The following is a 15,939-nucleotide window of genomic DNA, read 5'->3' as shown; positions in this document are numbered from 1 at the left end:
TTTATATCGATTGTTTTGTATTATCATTGAATCTTCGTTCTTTGATCATTTGAGGAGGGGGGCTTTTTATTATCTTTCTGGCGATAAAAGGCCAAATTATTTTTTTAATAATATGATTCTATTTTGAATTTCTAGTTTTTTGAATCCAAACTGATTTGAAATCCATTCAAAAGATTTAGTGGTATAAAAGAAAGTATGAGTTTTGTCATTTTTGTAATACCAACTTTCGAAATCAATGGAGTCGTCATAGGGATGAGTTAAAATGTACAAACATCCATTTGGTTTTAATAATTGGTTTAATTTTTGGAATTCTAAATTCGGAAAATGGAAATGTTCCACAACTTCTGTAAGAATAATATAATCATATATTTGGTTTATGTTTTCTAAGTGATTATGAAAGAAGGGATCATAGAGTTTAATTGGATAACCCATTTTGTTTAGTAAAAACTGAACGATAGGTTCGGGTCCCGATCCAAAGTCTAGACCCTGGTCTGTTGGGTTTTGATTGGATACAACTTTCTCTACAATTGGTTTTAAAAAATTTTGGTAACGAATGTCGTGCACATCGTTATTGTGTTTCATATACCGTAACTTCTCTTCTTCTGCGTCTGGTAAATAGACAGGCTCCATAAAAATGGAAAGACAATTTCGACATCTTTGATAAGAGCGAAATCTATTCGTAAAAAACGGAGCCGATTCAGATTCACAAAGAGGACAATTCACGATTTGGTAATATCATTTTTGAAACAACTCTAGCGAATTCAACTACGATCCACTTAGATCTGGAATCATTTCGATTTCATCAAAAATCATTCTATTTTTTGGAATCGGTGTCCGACAATTAGAGTAATAGAGATTCCGGAACGCCCATGCAAAATATAGATTATTCAAGAAAGCTTAGATCCGGCCGCCCCTTCGAGGGTGAGGTTCCCTCTTATTCTCCGCAAACTCCATCTTATTTGGGAACCTCTCCAAAACCGAAATCAGCTTTCATCCTTCTCATCGGTGGGATTTTACTTTTTACTTCGGGTATGGTTGTGGGAATCCAACTCGGACAAAAAGAAACAAAATTTAAAGAAAACTCGGAAACATCATTTTCGAACGTAGGTTCTCATAAATTACCCGCTCCTCAATTGGCTGAATCCAAGGAAGATGCAGGAAACCAGGAAGAAACACGTTCGCAAGGAAATGATTCCTCTACGGGATCCCCGTTTCCAGCTACCTTGAAATTCCCTCCTAAAAATGACCAAATCAACTATATGGTTCAAATTGGGGATTTCACACCGGAAGAAGCTGTGGCAGTGGGAAAACAATTGATTGATACAAACCCAAGTTTACGAGGCCGGATCTTTCGTACCTCTACGGGCAAACTCTTTGCGGGTTACTTCTATCGATTGGATGATGCAAAAGAAACCTTAGAAGCAGTTCGGTCAAAACTTCCCTCTCTGACTGATGCACAGGTAAAAACCATTCGATTCTGAACTATTTTTGCCAACTTCCTTGACATTCGTCAATTTTCAGGTATAGTGTTGGCAAGAGTATTTACGGAAGTTATTATACTTACTTGGCTACAAAAAAACTAAACGAAAAAACTAAAGAGCCTAAATTCAAGGTTGGGGATTACGTTGTATACCCGATCCATGGAGTAGGTGAAGTCACAGAAGTTGCTAAAAAGCTGATTCTGGGAAAGAAAAAAGACTGCTACAGTTTGGAAATTCAAGGTTCCAAAATGAAGGTCTCAATCCCGGTGGATCGCGCAATGGATGTGGGTATCCGGTCGATCATTGATAAAAAAGAGATCAAAAAAGTTCTCACTCTCCTAAAAAAGGATGAGGTCGACACGGAAGAGGACTGGAAAGTCCGTTACCAGAACAATATGAACAAGATCAAGTCTGGTTCCATTTTCGAAGTGGCTGATGTTTGCCGTAATCTTTACAGACGTGCCTATGGCAAAGAACTTTCCATTATGGAAAGAAAGCTCTATGAGAGCGCCTATAATTTAGTAAAGATGGAAATTGCACTTAGTAAAGGTGTACCCCAGGAAGAAGCAGGAAACATCGTATCTGATGTGTTAGCGGCTTCGGTTCAGGGATTGGCTCCAGCACCACCTCCAAAAGAATTGGATGATGATCTAGATTTAGAATAAACTTCCGTTTTTGCTCAACTCTTTTATAAGGATTGAGTTATGAAACACTTACTTTCAGCCCTTGGGACGATTCTCGTCTCTTCGGTATCGTTTTTCTTCTTATATTCGGAATCGCAAAACCTCGTTTTGGCGGGGTCACTTGCTGGAATCATTCTCACGTATTCCCTAATCCTCGTGTTAGGTGAAAGAAAATTATTCCCTGAAATCAAAGCTGATCTTGTACTTTGTGCCAGTGTAGGAGCACTTCTTGGTTTGTCCATTGCGGCATTCCCAGTCAGTCTCCTTAACGATTACGGATATAAATCCATCGCGATCTTTGTTGCGGTTCTTTTGTTCTTAACAGGAATCAAAACCGGAGTGGCTTTTGCTAAAAAACCAGGACTTGGTATTTTTGGTGGAAGTAATTCTGCCGGTGGCTCTAGTTTCCAAATCCCAGGACTCGAAACAGCAAATACCCAAATTAAAGATAAAATTCTAGATACTTCTGTTGTGATCGATGGTCGTATTTTGGATATTGCGGATACCCATTTTCTAGATGGTCCGCTCATCCTCCCTAACTTTGTTTTGCGTGAGATCCAACTCATCTCCGATTCTTCTGACCCAATCAAACGGGCTCGCGGAAGACGTGGTCTTGAGATGTTAAACAAACTTCAAAGAAAAGGTTCTATCGAAGTTAAAATCACTTATACCGATTATTCAGACACAAGAGAAGTGGATGCAAAACTTGTGAAACTAGCTCGTGATACTGGTGGAGCTGTTGTTACTAACGACTTCAACCTAAACAAAGTTGCTGAGTTACAAGGGGTTCGTGTTCTGAACTTGAACAACCTTGCCAATGCACTCAAACCAGTGGTTCTTCCTGGAGAAGAATTTCAAATTTCCGTCATCAAAGAAGGAAAGGATGAAAACCAGGGGATTGGTTACTTAGAAGATGGAACCATGGTTGTGATTGAAAACGGTGGTCACTTGGTAGGAAAAGATGTACGTGTGGTAGTCACAAGTATCATCCAAACTGCTGCCGGTAAAATGATTTTTACAAAAGTGCAAAACGGTAACAATAACTACAACAAATCGTAATTTATTTTAAGTAGTCTAACGGATATGAAACTGGTACGTTTTTTAATTTCGCGCGAAGGTATCATATCCGTTTTTTGTTATTCGGTCACCGCAGTATTTTCTTTCCTTTCTTTTGCTCCATTAAACCTTCCATTTTTTGTTTGGGTGGCTCCTTTTGGTTTGTTTCTTATTGAAAAACGAAACAGAGGCCAATGGAAAAAACTCGTCTATCACGGGTTTGGTTTTTCCATTCTATTTTATTTAGTTTCTTTTCATTGGATTTACCATATGACCACTGTTTTTGGTGGATTCGATTGGTATTTGGCAGTCCCTATTTTTATTGGTTCTGCAATTTTATTAAATTTTAAGTTTCCTGTTTATCTTTTGTTGTTTTCCTTTTTGGCTAAACGAGTGGGAAAATTTTTCCCTGTGATTGCTTCTGTTTCCATTCTATTTGCTGAATTTTTTACTCCCCAAGTGTTTCCTTGGTATTTCGGAAACGTTGTTGCCGAAAACCAAATTTTGGCACAAAATGCGGAGTATGTGAGTTCTTATGGACTTTCCGCATTCCTCTTTTTTGTTTCTTATTATTTATTCGCTTTTAGAAAACCAAAAACCTTCTTTCGGTTGTTTACAAACTTTCTTTCGAAACACAAAGGATTCCAAAAACAATTTTCATTCGGTGTCCTCAGTTTTGTTTTAGTTCTCATTCTGTTTTTTGGGAATGGGTATTATTTATTCCAAAAATGGTCGGATGTAAAACCCGTTGCCGAACGAGATGTTTTGATTGTACAACCGAACGCACCTTTAGAATTTCGAGATGGTAGAAATCCTGTAGAAGAAATTCGAAAACTAATGGCTCGGATTGATTCTATGACAGAGAGAGAACTGAAAGAGAATCCAGTGGACCTTGTTGTTTTGCCAGAATCAGGTGTTCCTTTTTTCACAACCCATGATACCGAAGTCACTCGTTATAGTCGCATCTATTGGCACCAGTTTGAATCTCTAATGGCAATTCTTGCTTTAAGACATGGAACCAATCTGTTTTACAACGAGTTAGATGCAGATGTAGTATCAGAAGCCCTCCCTGGTCGGATCTCCAGAAGAGATGTTCGGATGTACAATTCTTCTGTTCTAATGAATCCCAATGGTGAAAGAAGAAATAGCTACCAAAAAGTATTTTTACTCATCTTCGGAGAGTATATGCCTTTTGAATGGATGTATGCATTGTCTGGCCAAACCGGACAATTTGCACCGGGAACCAGTCTTAATTTAATCCCTTACTACGAACCAAGAAAAACGGCCCCTTCACAAACCAAAGACTTACACTTTGAAGATACCGTGACCATAGGACCTTCAGGAGTTCGGGAATACTATTCCAAAGATAAGGTAGAAGAAAAACAAATTGGAAGTTTTTTGCCTTTGATTTGTTATGAAGTCATCATCTCTGAATTTGTAAGAAAGTTTTCGGGTGATCCCGATTTTATTGTCAATGTGACTAACGACAAATGGTATGGGAACTCCGTAGAAACCTACCAACACCATACCTTGGGTCGACTTCGTGCGATTGAATTTCGTAAGTGGATTGTTCGTTCCACAAATTCTGGCACTTCCGTGTTTACAGATCATCTTGGACGCAATATCGATAATGATTTTACTCCTATAGAAACAACGGCAGTGATACGGAAAAAAGTACAAGTGATTCCAGGGGAAATGACTTTTTATCGGTTGTATGGAAACTTACTTTCTTATTTGTACATGGGAATTGTTGGGTTAGTGTTTTTCTTTTATGTTAAAAGGAATTCTTAAATTTCTATTTGATAGTCGATTTTATATTGCTCTCTATATTTCTGTTGTCTCCCACATAACATTAATTATCTATTCGTTCAATCACTCGGACTCACCATACCAAAAAACGCTTTGTGGCCCGGCTTGGATTTACCAACAGGAAGAAGAAAAAGAACTTTCTTTTCAAATGAGTTTTGGAAATTCGATGAGCGAAACGGGAAACTCGGAAACCTCCGGCGAACCTGGTGAAGGCGAAGAAGGAGAGGAAGGCGACGGAAACGGATTTTCCAAGGGGAAGTATAAGGGAAGTCAGTGGGAAGAGTTAGTTAAAGATTTAGAAGGGACATCATCTTTACGAAAACAATTTAAAAATGATTATGATCTAATTAATGAAAACTCAGGAGTTGCTGATTCCTATATCAAAAGAAATCGTGATTATGAAGACATCATTGTTAAAGATGTTCTCCCTACAGTAAAAGGAATTCGTGATCCTTTTCGAGTCGATATAGAAACTGCTGAGGACAATTTGTTTGTCCACAAAGAACGTAATAGGATTATTGAAGAGTTTCGAAAAGGGGATGAATCTTCCCCACCCATCACGATGCGGGTTTCTAAGGAAGGGGAGGCGGAACCAAAATCCCCACTTTCTATGTCCAAAGAAGATCGAAACAAATACTTGGATAAAACTCTCAAACAAAAAAAAGAAAAACAATTGGATGAGTTTATCTCTCGGTATATGGGGTACGATCCAGACAAAGGAGATTTGAACCAGTTTGTTCGAGATTTGTATTACGAAAACTTGCAAAGGTTAGCGTATCCTTTTAGTGGTGATCCCAGTTATTTTGCTATCGATTATTTTCAGGAAAATTTAAACAAAGAAGACTTCCTCCGCCAAATGATGGCCGCCTTGTCTCAAAACCTTGGAACAAATACTGGCACGGAAATTTTATTTACCATCGAAAATATTTATGAAATTCAAAGCCGAGCTCTCGAACAATACTTCCAAACAAAAGATTATTTGAGATTAGCAACTCCAGAACAAAAACAAACTTTACGTTATGAAACTTTACGAAGAGTAGAGACGAAGTATAAAAAACTTCTGCAAGATAAGAAACTATTCACAAACAAAGATGTAGAAGAAGCATATTCTAAAAAACGAATTGATATTTTAGATACTTTGATTTCGAAAACACCGAAAGGATATCGTCTGAAAGATGGATACTTTGAAAAGGGTAGGGTGCTTTGGGAATCAGGTGTTCAAAGAAAGGATTCAAAACTCCAATCGGAAGCCATCAAAACCTGGAATCGAATTGCAAACTTACCAACAAATGGTGACTTTTTAAATGAAAAAGCATTCGAGAACATTGAGTTATTGTTAAGAGACCTTGGGAATGTAACGGATGCAGATCGTTTGCCTGCACAGACAAAAGACCAAATTGAATACATATTACGGACTCGGCTGAGTGAATCAATGATGAAGAAAAAAGAAAGAGAAGATAAATTACTTTGGCCTAAATCTAAGATCCCTAGTGGAAATAATCCATAACTAATGGGTTTAACAATCGTTTGGTTTAGATACTAATCGCTAATCGAGTTAGATTTTTAGGTTTTCGAGACCGTTTTCATGGAATTCAGTGGCCCATTTATCATGGAAGGGAGTTTCCTTTTCGATTCGTTCTTCGATGGCCATTTGAGAAATGGCAGTTTCTCCGTAGTGACGAAGGAAATCCCTGTGAGCTAATCTTTCGATGAGAGCTTGCCAAAATACTTCGTCCTCGTAGTCTTCTAAGATATCAACAAGACCACTTTCTTCCTCAAATTCTCGAGTGAGATAAGGTTCTCCATTGTTCTGATCAATTTGAACAATGTTCCCAAGGCCTGCATGTTCTGCTTGCGCGAAAACATGGCGCACTACATCAGCAAAACGAGAGTCTGTATCGGGTTCGTCTTCTGAGCGATCCTTGGCTTGCAAGGTAGAAATGACCCAATCTCCCATGTACACTAACTTGAGCAGGGTTTCGTATTGTTCTAGGGACAGTTCCATTTGCATTTAGGATCAGGTTCGGTCATGAGGTTGGGAAGAAAAGAGTTTTTTGGGCAAAGAATCCATTCATGGGTGCGAAAAATCAATCCTCTAAAAGGATTTCTTTGTTACGTAGGGGTCTGTATTTATCTCGCACAATGGCAGTTATGTCATCAATGGCGATCAGAACCTCTTGGTTAGGATCATTATTTTCATATGGCAAATAAAAGAATCCAAGGATTCGTATGGAGCTCTTTTGTAGAAAAACTCGATCATTTTGATCAAAATTTTTGGATACGGAAACAGTAATGGATTTCCACCCTCTATAATTTAGAGAAGTTAAGTTCAATTGTCGTACTTCTGCATCTTGTGATTCTATGATCAGTGTTAGGTTCCCGTTGGATTGTGAAGAATAAATGGGAATGGTAATTTCTTTGATGAATGCATTTACTTCAATGGGTTTTGGAAAGTATAAAGAAAAAGGCAAATTGGCATCTTTGGGGATTCTTAAGACAAGTGCTTGTTTGGATCCAGGGATGGGAGCAGTAAAATTGGTAGAAAGGGTGATTTCCGGAAGTTTAGTTCCTTTTTCCAATTTGGTGCGTAAGTTGTCCTGATTGTAGTTGGACAATTCAAAGTTTTCGAGTAAAATTTCCCGCCAGATCCCAGAGTCCGCCTGAATCGGAACCATTCCATAAAGGAAAAGAAAAAGTGTGAGTTTCCTTAAGTTTATCAGTGCAATCATGTTGACAATAATTCCTTAGAAGGGGGATATATATGTTTTATCTGTAAAAAGGAGACTTATACAAATGCAGGCGCACAAATATCTTTTGGCCATACTGACAATATCTTTCGCAGGCCAAATCACAGCACAAGTTGCTGCACCAAAAGCCACTACTTCCACAAAAGACCAGGCAATCAAAAAAACAGAATCCACTTCTACTCAAGCCAAAGACGGTGTTGATAAAGTTGAGACAACTGTAAAAGACATATTGGGTGACAAAAAAGAATCAGACGCTTCAACTTCTGCTGCAGCTGCTCTTTTCATTACAAGTAAAACTACTTTTTCATTAGATGCAAAAGACGAATCTTCCACAATCGATTTTATTGAGTGGAAACCTAAAAACGGCGAATACAGAAAGTTCACTCAACCAATTCGTATTGCTGAAGAAGGTCTTACTGAAGTATACTATCGTTCTGTAGACAAAGTAGGAAACGCTGAAACTCCAAAAATTCTAGTGGTTCACGTTGATAATACTGCTCCAAGAGTGAGTTTAGTTCCACAAGAACAGTTTTTTGTTTTAGATGGAGTCCCATTCGCTTCTAAAAACAATACTTACACTTTAGTTGCAGAAGACCAACAAACTGGTGTTGAGAAGATCCAATTCAGCATCAACCAAGAAGCTGCAAAAGCTTACGCTGATCCAATCAAATTGGAAAACGGTGGAGCAAACGTAGTGAAGTATTCCGCTACTGATAAATCTGGAAATTCTTCTCCTGAGTCTTCTCTTATCATTACTGTAGATGATGTAAAACCTACTGTAGAAATCGTTCCTTCTTTCCCACTCGTTGACATCAATGGAAAAAACTTCCAAAGAAAAGGAAACGTATTCTATGTGAACGCTACTGATAAAGAATCTGGAATCAAAAAAGTTCTAGTAAAAATTGACGAAGAAGAATACAAACCTTACGTAGAAGCAATTGCCATCGAAACGCAAGGTGACCATGTGATCAAAGCTATGGCGGTTGATAACGTTGGTAACCAATCGGATGTGGTAGAAGTAAAAATCACTGTAGATTTAACTCCTCCTACTTCTACGATCCAAAAATCGACAGAAGAAGCACCTAAGGTAGAAACACAAACTCCAGCAGCGACAACTCCTGCTAAGTAAATTTACCTAAAAAATTAGAACCGCTACCTAGCGGGTAGAAACCCCTTTCCACATGAGAGGGGTTTTCTTTTTATCCTTTGTTTTCCCAAAATTTTGTGTGAATTGTGGTTCCCATGATTTCTTTTCCGAAATGATGGCTGTCTGCAAATCTTGTTGCAAGCTTCATTATTTCCTCAAAAAACAAAACCGAATACCAAACCAAATCCCGTTGCCATTAGATCGGTTTGTTTTTTACGACGAGGCCTACTACTTACATAGGAGAGGTGGGTTCGAAAAATCTCTTTTCCAATCTTTAAAATTTGAAAATGAAAGGCATTTGGCCGAATATTTTTGTTTGGGGCAAAGAACCCTATTTAGACTTCTGAATGAAGATCCACCTGATCTTGTGGCGCTTGTTCCGTCTTCACCTAAGTCGGGCCCAAGGCCATACCATCCCTCTGATTCACTTCTAAGGAAATGGAAAAAACTCTGGAAAATCAGGAAAGATACTAATTTGCGTAAGGTTTCAGCGGACAAACAATCTTCAAAAGGTTTTGAGAAACGTTTTTTTCATGCAAAAAAGGCATTCGAATTCACAAAAAGTGATAGAATCATGGAAGGACTTCATGTTCTAATCGTAGATGATATATTTACGACTGGTGCCACCGTAAATGAAATTGCTAGGTTGTACAAACAGGCTGGCGTTCGGAAGGTAACTTGCGTAGTTTTGCTGTTAAGTGGGGGTGATTGAATCGAATGGATGTTCAAGTCAAGGATGACATAAGGATTATTAAGTTTTCTGGGGCCATCCTCAAGGTTGATTCCGATGAAATTGAGAAAGAACTTTCAAAACTCACACAAAGTTCTGTTAAAAAAATCATTCTAGACCTAACGAAAGTTCATCATATCTGTTCTACTGCGCTTGGTATTTTTGTAGCCACCAAACGTAAGTTAAAACCTATGAGTGGTGATATTAAAGTGATTGTTGTAGATGAGGATTTGATCCAACTTTTTGAGATTACCATGCTCGACAAAGTGTTTGAAATTTTCCCAGATTTATCCGCCGCTATGGAAGGATTCCAACTCGACGAGGAAGATTCCCACTGACCAAAAAAACTTTAGCATTTGCTTCCGGAAGTGCGCACAAATGGAAGGAAATGCAAATGTTACTTTCTCCCTTTGGATATGAAGTAGTCCTTCCTAAAGACTTGGGGATCTCTTTTTCCCCAGAAGAAACGGAAAACTCATTTACTGGAAATTCTTATATCAAATCAAAAGAACTCTTTCGCCTAACGGGTCTTCCTTCCTTTGCCGACGATTCGGGAATTTCAGTTCCTGCCCTTGGTGGGGAACCTGGAGTGTATTCTGCAAGATTCGGTGGTCCAGGTCTTAGTGATAAAGAACGTGCACTATATCTTTTACAAAAGTTAGGAAAAAATCCTGAACGTAATGCATATTACAGTTGTGTGGTGACTTATGTGGATGCCAATACATCTGTTTCCTTTGAAGGTCGGGTTGATGGTGTCATCAGTAATCAATATGACGAAGAAGGAAAATATGGATTTGGATACGATCCCATTTTTGTTTACCCTCCTTTTGGAAAATCATTTTCCCAAGTGCCCGAATCTGAAAAAAATACGGTTTCTCATCGCAAAAAAGCTATGGAACTTTTTTTGAATTGGCTTTCTAATCAAAAGTAACAAAAGTTAGATTTTATATCTGATCAGATTTGCTACAAGCATTATGAGAATTCCATTTTCCATTCTATATTTATTTTTTTTGCTGTCTTTGATAGGGACCAAAATCGAAGCGCAAGTGCTTTGTTTAGGTGGTGAATGTTCCAATATTCCTAGCGAATACCAACTGTTAGGAAATTTTGCAGAGCCTGTTTTTGATCGAATTTATACGAATGGATTCCTTCGTTCTATGGGGGACAATGCGGTTTTACAAAACCTAAACTCTAACCAATCCGGTGGATCCAATGTGAATCGGTACCGACTAGGACTTGGATACACAGCTTCGCGCGGTCAGGAGAAAGCTCGTGATTTTTATTATGAAAACTCGGAACTCCGAACCCTACCTAAAGCAGGTGTTGCGGCATCACCATCACTCAGTTTTACGGCCAACTTAGGTGAATGGTTGGATGGGTCATTTGCTAAACAGTGGAACCTTACTACGCATTTTTTTCCTTATGAGTTTGGAGCGGCCAATATTCCTTTTGTAAAAATTCGTAACACAGATGTGAATGGAAGGGTATTTAATTACGGCGCTGTTTTAAGATATTTTCCTATTGATTCTGGATTTTCTTTTGGAATGGGAATTTTTCAAACCAACCAAGATATTTATCTCAGTGCTTACGACAGAAGACCCACTCAGTTTAGGATTGATGGGGACAAACGCCGGTGGATCGGCCAAAACGATTTGTTTTACCAATCAAGAATCACTTCGGCGTCTTTAGATTTAAAATACAACTATACTGTAGGATTTTTATCCATTATACCTGGGGTTGGTTTGGTATATAATCATGGTTATACGGCAATACAGGTGACTCGGTTTGCTGCCATCTCAACGATGGAAAATCCAGACGACTTCACTTCGGTTCCTAGTGCTATTGGAATCAAATTAACAGCAAGACACAATCATAGGTCAGGTTTTGGTTATGGGAGTTTGGGTTTTAAAATTGGTCAGGGAGATATTAATTTAGCACTTGAGTTTATGGCAGGGAAGGAGATCCAATCAGTCAACCTTTCCCTGCAAAAACAATTCTAAGTGGCGAGAATCGCTCCACCTGTAAGACGTTTGTAGAAATCGTTTCCTTCTCTTTCTAAAAATTCTTCGTAGTTTCCTTTGAAGTCTTTGATTCCCTCCGGAGTCACTTCAATGATTCTTGTACAAAGTGAAGAGATGAACTCTCTATCGTGAGAAACTAAAATGACTGTTCCATCAAACAAGGATAATGCGTAGTTTAGTGCTTCAATCGTTTCTAAGTCCAAGTGGTTTGTTGGTTCATCAAGGGCAATTACATTGTCTCCCGCAAGGATCATTTTACCAATGATCATCCTTGATTTTTCACCACCGGAAAGAACGGTAGTGGATTTGTTTGCCATATCACCGGAAAATAGCATTCTGCCAAGGATAGCACGAATTTCTTGCACTTCGGTTCCTTGAGGAGCATTGCGTAATAACCATTCTACTAGAGTGTCAGCATCTGGTTCCATCGCCTCACGGTGGTCTTGTGGAAAAAAGGAAGTTTCTACTGAATCCCCCCATTTCACCTGACCAGAATCTGGATCTAGTTTTTTCAGTAACATCTTAAGAAGAGTTGTTTTACCAACACCGTTTGTTCCAACGATCCCAACTTTTTCCCCTTTTGTGATAGATGTATTAAATTCTTTAATGACCGGTTTTTCATCGTAAGCTTTGGAGATGTTGATTGCTTCGAATACATCTTTTCCGAGTGTTCGTTTTGCCTTAAAACGAATGTAAGGCGCAACTCTAGAAGATGGTTTTACATCTACCATTTCCCCTTTAATTTTTTCGATCATCTTTTGACGAGAAGTTGCTTGTTTGGATTTACTGGCGTTGGCAGAAAATCTAGAAACAAACTCTTGTAAGTCGGCAATTTTTTCTTTTGCACGTTTGCTATCGCTCATTAACTGTTCACGAGTTTGTTCTGCCGCAATCATAAAATCGTCATAATTCCCTGGGAACATACGGATGGTATTGTAATCTAAATCGGCAATATGAGTGGAAACGGAGTTGATGAAGTGACGGTCGTGGGAAATCACAATGACCACACCTTCGTAATTGATGAGAAGTTCTTCTAACCAATGGATGGTTTTGATATCTAAGTGGTTGGTTGGTTCATCCAGAAGGAGAACGTCTGGTTTTAAAAATAAAACTTGGGCGAGAAGGACTCGGAGTTTGAATCCACCCGTAAGAAAATTCAATGGGCGGTTGTGGGCTGAGGTAGGAATTCCTAGTCCTTCCAAAAGTTCGCCTGCTACGGATTCGGCTTCATACCCACCCATATCAGCAAATATTTCCTCAATTTCGGAGATTCGCATTCCGTCTTCATCAGTCATTTCTTCTTTGGAATAGATAGCATCCCTTTCGGTCATGACATTCCAAAGTTCAGGATTTCCCCGTAGGACGGTGCCAAGAACGGTCTCATTTTCGTATTCGTAGTGGTCCTGTTTGAGGTATCCGACTTTCTTGTCTTTGTCTACAACGACAGAACCGGCTGTAGGCTGCAAAATACCGGCCAAAACCTTCATAAAGGTCGATTTTCCGGAACCATTGGCTCCGATCAGACCGTAACGGCATTCCGGTTTGAATTTAATGGAGACGTTTTCGAAAAGAGGTTTTTTCCCGAAGGAGACTGTAATGCCGCTAGCTTGGATCATAAGTCAATTTTCTAAGGGAATCGGAGGTTTCAACCGACATTTCGTATGGTATGGCACGGATTCTCATCATCATTCTCCTCTTTTTCGGGAATGGGCTCATTAGCTCACAAAGTGTAAAAAATGGAATCCAGGTTTTGGAGGGTGACCTCCTCAATACAGGACATCTTTTACGGACGGACAAACAAGTTTTTAGGATTAGTAGCGGGACCTTACAGGAAGAACTGGCATATTTGGCAGGGAAAAAGATACGGATGTTATGCGATGTGCAATCCGAAACTTGTAATCCGATTCGATACGAAGTCGAACCTTTTGAATCTGGTAAAACACCCGATTGGACTTTAAAAAAAATCCCTCGTTATGTGACCGGGGGCCTATTTTCTTTTAACCCGCAATGTACTCCCGATGGAAAAATTTTGTTTTGGACAGCACTCGTTCGTGAAGGGGGAAGATCTACTCAAAAGATTTGGGCCGCCAAACGAGACCAATACGGATTTTGGATGCAAGGGGAACAACTCCCCACCCCGCTAAACAACAAATTTCCTTCTGCTGTGATTTCAGCTCTTCCCGGTGGGAACGAACTTTTTGTATTCGGTAATTTTGGTGAAGAAGAGATGTTGGACAACTTAAAACGAGAGATGATGTACAAATCTCAAATCGCATCTAGAGAAGCACAAAATCCAAAAGAATTCCACATTGTTTTAACTAAGTTAGAAACAGAATATAAAGAACGAACTGATAAAATTCAAAATCGCGCACCTTTGTACAAAACACATAAAATGGAGTCGGGTTGGTCTATGCCCACCCCTATCAATTTTCCAAGTTTTTATAATTGGTATAGAAAGGCAGATAATCCCAGCCAACAAGTATTTGGTGGCTCTGCTCTTGCTTCTAGTGGTCGAACTTTGATCTATTCTGCCCAACAAAAGAAAAATTTTGGTAAGTTAGATTTGTATGTTAGTTTGCAAAATGATTCCGGTGTATTTGAAGAAGGGATTAATTTGGGAAATACATTGAATACGAGTGAAGAGGAAATGGCACCATTCCTTGCTCCCGATGACAAAACCTTATACTTCTCTTCGTCTGGAAGAAAAGAAGGGATTTCTATTTTTATCACAAGAAGGTTGAATGATTCTTGGACTTCTTGGTCAGAACCACAAGAATTATCCTCAAACCTAAGGGGTGTTAATTTTTTCAGTATTCCTGCGGTTGGGAATTGGGCTTATGTTTCTCGCGAAGGGGAATTGTATATGGCTGCCATCCCTCATCATTTCCAACCAGAACCAGTCGTTGTGATCAAAGGAAAAGTGGTAGATGAAGAAGGAAAACCTCTTTCGGCACATGTATTGTATGAATCTTTAACCAGAAAAAAATCCATTGGTTCTACGGTGAGTGATCCAGGGACAGGTGAGTTTAGTATCATCCTTCCTTATGATGATAACTACGGATTCTATGGAGAAAAAGAAGGATACCTTCCTGTTTCACAAAACCTAAATTTGGTGGGAAAAGAAAAAGAAGACAAAGAAAAAACTGTCCTTCTTGTTCTTCCCAAACTAAAAAAAGGAAATCAAATTGTGATGAACAATTTGTTTTTTGCCTTTCGGTCTGCCGAACTCACCAAAGAATCCGAACCAGAACTAGACAGATTGGCAGGGATTTTACGTAAATCGGCCAATTTGAAGATCTTAATTGAAGGGCATACAGACAATGTCGGCACCAAATCGGCCAATCAAAAGTTGTCCCTGGAAAGAGCAAATTCGGTTGCTAATTATTTAAAGTCTAAACATAAAATAGAAGAAACACGGATTGCTGTGATGGGGCATGGTCCCTCGGTGCCGTTAGCGGACAATCAGACCGAAGAAGGTCGCGGGACAAACCGAAGGGTAGTCTTTAAAATTTCGGAAGAGTAACCAGTGGATATTAAAAATATAAATATACCCAAAGTCAATGTAGACACCCAAAAGATGATGGGTGCTGTCGATGGACTTGTAGACAAAATCCCATCCCAAGTCCAAGACCTACTTAAAAAAATCGCCATTTCGCTCTTTGTATTTTTTCTCATTATGGCGATTTATGTGGGTTGGACCAATGGTTGGGAAAATGCAAAACCACAAGGGATGCAACTAGCCCAAGATACTCGAAGTTTGTTTCTTATGGAGATTGAAAGGGATTACAATCGGAAACGAAAAGACGTTCGTATGTCCGATCCAGAAGATTTAAAATACGAATCCAACCGAAGGATGCAATTTGATTTTATCAGTGAAAGAGAATCCAATGGATACACTCACGATACAATTCCTGAAGAACAAGATTTTTTAGGAAAAGAATACGACTTTAGAAATCGTAAAGCAGAAGATACATCAGTCCCTCCCATTTACACTCCGTCAGGTGATGGTTTGATTCCTGCTCCTATTGATATCCAACCAGCAGCTCCCAAAGAAGATTCAAAATCTGCCTCTGGTTCCGATTCGGAGTCTGACCTTCGTATGCAAAGGATGCTCGACCGAATTTCGGATTTAGAAAAAAAAGTGAAGGCAAAAAACGAAGAAAAGAATTTGGAAACTTTAAAGTTACCGAAACCACCTGAGTCCAGTGAAGGTCTTGGAAAACCTAGAAGTTTGGAACGGATTCCAAAAAATCTAAGATGAAGGT

16 protein-coding genes are annotated in these 15,939 nt (G+C 39.0%); 12 read left to right on the top strand and 4 right to left on the bottom strand.

Annotation, left to right across the window (positions count from 1 at the left end; genetic code table 11):
- Positions 1-96: 96 nt before the first annotated feature.
- The gene (locus EHQ70_RS08080; protein WP_244288264.1) at positions 97-582 is read right to left on the bottom strand and encodes a class I SAM-dependent methyltransferase; all 486 of its coding nucleotides are present in this window, start codon (positions 580-582) and stop codon (positions 97-99) included.
- A gap of 287 nt (positions 583-869) precedes the next feature.
- On the opposite strand from EHQ70_RS08080, the gene EHQ70_RS08075 reads away from it, so the two are divergent.
- From EHQ70_RS08075 to EHQ70_RS08055, 5 genes are all read left to right on the top strand, one after another.
- Complete coding sequence (locus tag EHQ70_RS08075) at positions 870-1,481, top strand: hypothetical protein (protein WP_135585248.1); 612 nt, start codon at positions 870-872, stop codon at positions 1,479-1,481.
- A gap of 83 nt (positions 1,482-1,564) precedes the next feature.
- Positions 1,565-2,146 (top strand): CarD family transcriptional regulator, encoded by a 582-nt coding sequence (locus EHQ70_RS08070; protein ID WP_002978378.1) that lies wholly within the window; start codon positions 1,565-1,567, stop codon positions 2,144-2,146.
- A 39-nt stretch (positions 2,147-2,185) separates the two neighbouring features.
- Positions 2,186-3,223 carry a PIN/TRAM domain-containing protein gene (locus EHQ70_RS08065; RefSeq protein WP_135585246.1) on the top strand — a complete coding sequence of 346 codons (1,038 nt, stop codon included), beginning with the start codon at positions 2,186-2,188 and terminating at the stop codon, positions 3,221-3,223.
- A gap of 24 nt (positions 3,224-3,247) precedes the next feature.
- The gene (locus tag EHQ70_RS08060) at positions 3,248-5,011 is read left to right on the top strand and encodes an apolipoprotein N-acyltransferase (protein WP_135585244.1); all 1,764 of its coding nucleotides are present in this window, start codon (positions 3,248-3,250) and stop codon (positions 5,009-5,011) included.
- Positions 4,992-6,536, top strand: a complete 1,545-nt coding sequence (locus tag EHQ70_RS08055) for a hypothetical protein (RefSeq protein WP_135585242.1) — start codon at positions 4,992-4,994, stop codon at positions 6,534-6,536. The genes EHQ70_RS08060 and EHQ70_RS08055 overlap by 20 nt, the downstream gene beginning before the upstream one ends.
- A 48-nt stretch (positions 6,537-6,584) precedes the next feature.
- Here EHQ70_RS08055 and EHQ70_RS08050 read toward each other — a convergent pair whose 3' ends face one another.
- Positions 6,585-7,034, bottom strand: a complete 450-nt coding sequence (locus EHQ70_RS08050) for a hypothetical protein (RefSeq protein WP_244288263.1) — start codon at positions 7,032-7,034, stop codon at positions 6,585-6,587.
- A gap of 82 nt (positions 7,035-7,116) precedes the next feature.
- A complete protein-coding gene (locus EHQ70_RS08045; RefSeq protein WP_135585238.1) occupies positions 7,117-7,758 on the bottom strand; it encodes a flagellar filament outer layer protein FlaA in 642 nt (213 codons plus the stop codon).
- A gap of 64 nt (positions 7,759-7,822) precedes the next feature.
- Between EHQ70_RS08045 and ompL47 the strand changes: the two genes are divergently transcribed.
- The 5 genes from ompL47 (at position 7,823) to EHQ70_RS08020 (ending at position 11,653) form a co-directional block, all read left to right on the top strand.
- Complete coding sequence (gene ompL47 / locus EHQ70_RS08040; RefSeq protein ID WP_135585236.1) at positions 7,823-8,905, top strand: multi-beta-barrel domain surface protein OmpL47; 1,083 nt, start codon at positions 7,823-7,825, stop codon at positions 8,903-8,905.
- Between the two features lie 316 nt (positions 8,906-9,221).
- Complete coding sequence (locus tag EHQ70_RS18685; protein WP_244288262.1) at positions 9,222-9,635, top strand: ComF family protein; 414 nt, start codon at positions 9,222-9,224, stop codon at positions 9,633-9,635.
- 5 nt (positions 9,636-9,640) lie between these two features.
- Positions 9,641-9,991, top strand: a complete 351-nt coding sequence (locus EHQ70_RS08030) for an STAS domain-containing protein (protein ID WP_135579232.1) — start codon at positions 9,641-9,643, stop codon at positions 9,989-9,991.
- Positions 9,988-10,584 (top strand): RdgB/HAM1 family non-canonical purine NTP pyrophosphatase, encoded by a 597-nt coding sequence (rdgB, locus tag EHQ70_RS08025; protein WP_135585232.1) that lies wholly within the window; start codon positions 9,988-9,990, stop codon positions 10,582-10,584. Before EHQ70_RS08030 ends, rdgB begins: the two co-directional genes overlap by 4 nt.
- A 43-nt stretch (positions 10,585-10,627) precedes the next feature.
- Positions 10,628-11,653, top strand: a complete 1,026-nt coding sequence (locus tag EHQ70_RS08020; protein WP_135585230.1) for an Lsa36 family surface (lipo)protein — start codon at positions 10,628-10,630, stop codon at positions 11,651-11,653.
- On the opposite strand, the gene EHQ70_RS08015 is transcribed toward EHQ70_RS08020, so the two are convergent.
- On the bottom strand, positions 11,650-13,290 hold the full coding sequence (locus EHQ70_RS08015; RefSeq protein ID WP_135585228.1) for an ATP-binding cassette domain-containing protein: 1,641 nt from the start codon (positions 13,288-13,290) through the stop codon (positions 11,650-11,652). The two genes, EHQ70_RS08020 and EHQ70_RS08015, sit on opposite strands and share 4 nt — an antisense overlap.
- Positions 13,291-13,340: 50 nt before the next feature.
- Here EHQ70_RS08015 and EHQ70_RS08010 point away from each other — a divergent pair, with 50 nt between their 5' ends.
- A complete protein-coding gene (locus tag EHQ70_RS08010) occupies positions 13,341-15,197 on the top strand; it encodes an OmpA family protein (RefSeq protein WP_135585226.1) in 1,857 nt (618 codons plus the stop codon).
- Positions 15,198-15,200: 3 nt separating this feature from the next.
- Positions 15,201-15,935 carry an LIC_11485 family protein gene (locus EHQ70_RS08005; protein WP_135585224.1) on the top strand — a complete coding sequence of 245 codons (735 nt, stop codon included), beginning with the start codon at positions 15,201-15,203 and terminating at the stop codon, positions 15,933-15,935.
- The last annotated feature ends 4 nt before the right edge of the window (positions 15,936-15,939 follow it).

The sequence above is a fragment of the Leptospira congkakensis genome (genome assembly GCF_004770265.1).
Taxonomy (GTDB): Bacteria; Spirochaetota; Leptospiria; order Leptospirales; family Leptospiraceae; genus Leptospira_A; species Leptospira_A congkakensis.
Note: the sequence above shows the minus strand (reverse complement) of the source record. Positions and strands in the feature narration are given on the sequence as shown.

Excerpts from the sequence above, each read along its gene's own strand:
- EHQ70_RS08080 (WP_244288264.1), bottom strand. The coding sequence starts at position 582 with ATGAAACACAATAACGATGTGCACGACATTCGTTACCAAAATTTTTTA.
- EHQ70_RS08075 (WP_135585248.1), top strand. The coding sequence starts at position 870 with ATGCAAAATATAGATTATTCAAGAAAGCTTAGATCCGGCCGCCCCTTC.
- EHQ70_RS08065 (WP_135585246.1), top strand. The coding sequence starts at position 2,186 with ATGAAACACTTACTTTCAGCCCTTGGGACGATTCTCGTCTCTTCGGTA.
- EHQ70_RS08060 (WP_135585244.1), top strand. The coding sequence starts at position 3,248 with ATGAAACTGGTACGTTTTTTAATTTCGCGCGAAGGTATCATATCCGTT.
- EHQ70_RS08055 (WP_135585242.1), top strand. The coding sequence starts at position 4,992 with ATGTTAAAAGGAATTCTTAAATTTCTATTTGATAGTCGATTTTATATT.
- EHQ70_RS08050 (WP_244288263.1), bottom strand. The coding sequence starts at position 7,034 with ATGGAACTGTCCCTAGAACAATACGAAACCCTGCTCAAGTTAGTGTAC.
- EHQ70_RS08045 (WP_135585238.1), bottom strand. The coding sequence starts at position 7,758 with ATGATTGCACTGATAAACTTAAGGAAACTCACACTTTTTCTTTTCCTT.
- ompL47 (WP_135585236.1), top strand. The coding sequence starts at position 7,823 with ATGCAGGCGCACAAATATCTTTTGGCCATACTGACAATATCTTTCGCA.
- EHQ70_RS08030 (WP_135579232.1), top strand. The coding sequence starts at position 9,641 with ATGGATGTTCAAGTCAAGGATGACATAAGGATTATTAAGTTTTCTGGG.
- EHQ70_RS08020 (WP_135585230.1), top strand. The coding sequence starts at position 10,628 with ATGAGAATTCCATTTTCCATTCTATATTTATTTTTTTTGCTGTCTTTG.
- EHQ70_RS08015 (WP_135585228.1), bottom strand. The coding sequence starts at position 13,290 with ATGATCCAAGCTAGCGGCATTACAGTCTCCTTCGGGAAAAAACCTCTT.
- EHQ70_RS08010 (WP_135585226.1), top strand. The coding sequence starts at position 13,341 with ATGGCACGGATTCTCATCATCATTCTCCTCTTTTTCGGGAATGGGCTC.